Origin of the sequence: Kushneria sinocarnis (assembly GCF_003633775.1) — a bacterium.
Taxonomy (GTDB): domain Bacteria; phylum Pseudomonadota; class Gammaproteobacteria; order Pseudomonadales; family Halomonadaceae; genus Kushneria; species Kushneria sinocarnis.
The window spans coordinates 1-3,258 of the sequence record NZ_RBIN01000016.1 but is presented as its reverse complement, the minus strand read 5'-3'; the positions used below and the strand labels follow the sequence as shown (position 1 = coordinate 3,258).

The following is a 3,258-nucleotide window of genomic DNA, read 5'->3' as shown; positions in this document are numbered from 1 at the left end:
CGAACCCCACTGGAAGTCTACGCCGAGGTGCTAAAGAAATCCGTCGGCGGACCGAGCACCCTTCAATAGCGTTGCGCTTGGAACTTGAGACCGCCGTCATTGCCCGGCAGCCAGACCGTTCCACAAGGCAGGTGTTCATATGAAGCGTTCTTTGGCTACACCCGGTATTCACGAGCATGCCAGCCACTCGCCGGCTACCGGACATGACTCACCTTCTCTTGCTGCATCAACGAAGCCATATACCTGCCCCATGCACCCCGACGTCATTACCGATGTTCCGGAAGACTGCCCCCAATGCGGCATGCACCTCATGCCGATGGACGATGATGGCTCGCCGGAACATGCGGATCATCGTCATGACCAGAGGTATCATGACAACCGAGGGGCTGCCACACCGGTGAGCAGGGGGCAGTATGACAATGTGCCGGAGGGATACTCCGGCACCGTCTACACCTGTCCGATGCACCCCGAAGTGCGCCAGATAGCGGCTGGTGTCTGTCCGCTGTGTGGCATGGGCCTGGAGAGAGAAAAGGCGTTAGCCGGCGAGGAAGAACCCAATCCCGAACTGGTCGATTTCACCCGACGGTTGTGGGTCGCGGCCGTGCTCACGTTGCCGCTGCTGGTACTGACGATGGGCCCCTTTGTGGGACTGGGAGTCCGGGGCACCCTGGGCGAGCGACCGGCGCAATGGATCGAACTGTTGCTCAGTACGCCCGTCGTCCTGTGGTCGGGCTGGCCCTTTCTGGTACGTGGCTACCGGTCTTTCCGCACCCTGAATCTCAATATGTTCAGCCTGATCGCCATGGGCGTCGGCGCCGCCTATCTGTTCAGTATCGTGGCAGTATTAATGCCGGACATCTTCCCGGCGGGCTTTCGCGATGAGAACGGCAACGTCGGCGTCTATTTCGAGGCAGCGGCGGTGATCGTTGCGCTGGTGTTGCTTGGAATTGTGGGCTCGAGAAGGCACCGGCAAGGCGATCCGGGCCCTGCTGGACATGGCCGCCAAAATGGCGCGGGTGATTCGAGCCGATGGCAGCGAGGAAAAGATCGCACTGGAAAATGTCCAGGTCGGGGATCATTTGCGGGTGCGTCCCGGTGACAAGTTACCCGTGGACGGTGTGGTTATCGAAGGCCGCTCCTCGATCGACGAGTCGATGATCTCGGGCGAGCCGGTACCCGTGGAAAAGGTGGCCGGAGACAGAGTGACCGGGGCCACGATCAATGGCACCGGCAGTCTGGTCATGGAGGCGACGCATGTTGGCGCCGATACCCTGCTCAGCCAGATCGTCGAGATGGTAGCCAGTGCCCAGCGCTCGCGCGCCCCGATCCAGAAGTTCGCCGATACGGTAGCGGGCAGGTTCGTTCCCGTCGTCATCGGCGTGGCCATCATCTCATTCACCGCCTGGGCAATTCTGGGGCCGTCGCCGGCACTCGCCTACGTACTGGTTTCGGCGGTAGCGGTGCTGATCATCGCATGTCCCTGCGCGCTGGGGCTGGCCACCCCCTATCCATCATGACAGCCACCGGGCGCGGCGCGCAGATGGGGGTGCTGATCAGGAATGCCGAGGCGCTGGATCGTACATGCCCGGCGGCTGTCGCAGACCACGATGCGCAATATCAGGCAGAACCTGTTATTCGCGCTGTGTTACAACGGTGCCGGAATACCCATCGCAGCGGGTCTGCTGTTTCCGTTTTTCGGGATCCTTGTCTCGCCGATGTTCGCGGCCTTCGCGATGAGCGCTTCATCACTGTCAGTCGTCATGAATGCGCTGCGTCTGCGCAAGGTGAGAATCTGATCATGGCCGGCTTATTCGGGGTGAGGCCACCAAAAGACTGGCGATTCTGGCTGACACTGGCCGGCTTCGCATTCATTGCGCTTTTCTTCCTGTGGCAGGAGCATCGGGCCCATCTGCTCGGCGCCCTACCCTGGCTTCTCCTGCTGGCCTGCCCGCTGATGCATGTCTTCATGCATGGTGGGCATGGTCATGGCGGGCATACGCACGATTCGGCCGATCGCGAACGCAGGGGACAGCGGGATGAATAGCGACATGCAGGACTACGGACTGTGGAGCCTGGTCATTCTGTTCGCCTTTAGCTTCTTCAAGCCGAGCACCCGTCGGGACTGGCGCGCCTTCGGGGCGTTCAGCGCTTTCCTGGTGGCCCTGTTCACGGAAATGTACGGATTTCCGCTCACACTCTATTTTCTTTCCGACTGGCTGCAAAACCGCTATCGGGGAGTGGACTGGTTTACACATGACAGCGTCCATCTCCTGGAGATGCTGTTCGGATGGCGGAGATCACCGCACTTCGGGCCGTTTCACCTGCGAGTACGGCTTTCATCGCCGGAGGATTCTATCTGATAGCGACAGGATGACGTACGCTTCATGAGGCACAGCGCACCGGTGAACTGGCGATCAGCAGGCTTTATGCCCATGTCCGCCATCCCCAGTACACAGGCTTCGTGCTGGTGATGTTCGGCTTCCTGCTGCAGTGGCCTACCTTTCTCACTCTGGTCATGTTCCCAATCCTGGTGTGGATGTACTCGCGACTGGCCATTCGTGAAGAGCACAAAGTGGAGAGTCAGTTTGGAGAAAATGGCGGCGATATGCCGCGCGAACGCCTCGGCTTATCCCGCGTTTGCGTGCAGTTCGTTCGAATAAGTAGCTGGTTTGATCAGTTACCATTTGTTCCCGACGACGATCGATGGCAACTCCATGACTCGTGATGGGCATTATCCTTCATGTTCTGATCGACAAATCGATAGTGCTCCTGCCTGAAGCGAGTCCACCAGTCGTGACTTACTTCAACTTCATGTTTGATCAGAATTTCCTCAACGCAATCAATGCAAAGGCGCGAGGCATCATAAACGAAATCGAGCCGCTTCTTCTCCTCATTGAAAGAAACACTATCCACGCCCCGGAGCTGATCGACTTCAGCGATGGCCGCCTGCAGCTTTTCAGGATCGTTGGGCTCAAGCCTGAGGTGGCGGGTTACCAGGTTAACCGAGGAGATGCCGAGGCGATGGTCATGTTTCATGGCTGTTTCCCGTTGAGCGAAACTGCAAGCATCCGTGGACTATCCACAGACGAGATAGAGGATCAGGAAATCGAGGTCATGCTTGCCGTGAGTGATGCGAGGACTGGTTGATAAAAGGTTCAATGACGGCGGTCTCAAGTTCCAAGCGCAACGCTATTGAAGGGTGCTCGGTCCGCCGACGGATTTCTTTAGCACCTCGGCGTAGACTTCCAGTGGGGTTCG

General features: G+C 58.6%; 6 protein-coding genes. All 6 read left to right on the top strand.

Annotated elements, in window-relative coordinates; genetic code table 11:
• The first annotated feature begins 139 nt into the window (after window positions 1-139).
• Window positions 140-1,099 carry a heavy metal-binding domain-containing protein gene (locus C7446_RS16745; RefSeq protein ID WP_245977891.1) on the top strand — a complete coding sequence of 320 codons (960 nt, stop codon included), beginning with the start codon at window positions 140-142 and terminating at the stop codon, window positions 1,097-1,099.
• On the top strand, window positions 996-1,517 hold the full coding sequence (locus tag C7446_RS16740; protein ID WP_245977890.1) for an HAD-IC family P-type ATPase: 522 nt from the start codon (window positions 996-998) through the stop codon (window positions 1,515-1,517). Before C7446_RS16745 ends, C7446_RS16740 begins: the two co-directional genes overlap by 104 nt.
• On the top strand, window positions 1,475-2,044 hold the full coding sequence (locus C7446_RS16950) for a DUF2933 domain-containing protein (RefSeq protein WP_245977889.1): 570 nt from the start codon (window positions 1,475-1,477) through the stop codon (window positions 2,042-2,044). Before C7446_RS16740 ends, C7446_RS16950 begins: the two co-directional genes overlap by 43 nt.
• A gap of 4 nt (window positions 2,045-2,048) precedes the next feature.
• Window positions 2,049-2,360 carry a hypothetical protein gene (locus tag C7446_RS16945; protein WP_245977888.1) on the top strand — a complete coding sequence of 104 codons (312 nt, stop codon included), beginning with the start codon at window positions 2,049-2,051 and terminating at the stop codon, window positions 2,358-2,360.
• A gap of 101 nt (window positions 2,361-2,461) precedes the next feature.
• Window positions 2,462-2,725, top strand: a complete 264-nt coding sequence (locus tag C7446_RS16940) for a hypothetical protein (RefSeq protein WP_245977887.1) — start codon at window positions 2,462-2,464, stop codon at window positions 2,723-2,725.
• A 68-nt stretch (window positions 2,726-2,793) separates the two neighbouring features.
• Window positions 2,794-3,147 (top strand): hypothetical protein, encoded by a 354-nt coding sequence (locus C7446_RS16520; protein WP_170150120.1) that lies wholly within the window; start codon window positions 2,794-2,796, stop codon window positions 3,145-3,147.
• Window positions 3,148-3,258: the final 111 nt, after the last annotated feature.

What these genes read in the sequence shown, in the direction of transcription:
- C7446_RS16745 (WP_245977891.1), top strand. Translation starts at nt 140, where the DNA reads ATGAAGCGTTCTTTGGCTACACCCGGTATTCACGAGCATGCCAGCCAC.
- C7446_RS16950 (WP_245977889.1), top strand. Translation starts at nt 1,475, where the DNA reads ATGTCCCTGCGCGCTGGGGCTGGCCACCCCCTATCCATCATGACAGCC.
- C7446_RS16945 (WP_245977888.1), top strand. Translation starts at nt 2,049, where the DNA reads ATGCAGGACTACGGACTGTGGAGCCTGGTCATTCTGTTCGCCTTTAGC.
- C7446_RS16740 (WP_245977890.1), top strand. Translation starts at nt 996, where the DNA reads ATGGCCGCCAAAATGGCGCGGGTGATTCGAGCCGATGGCAGCGAGGAA.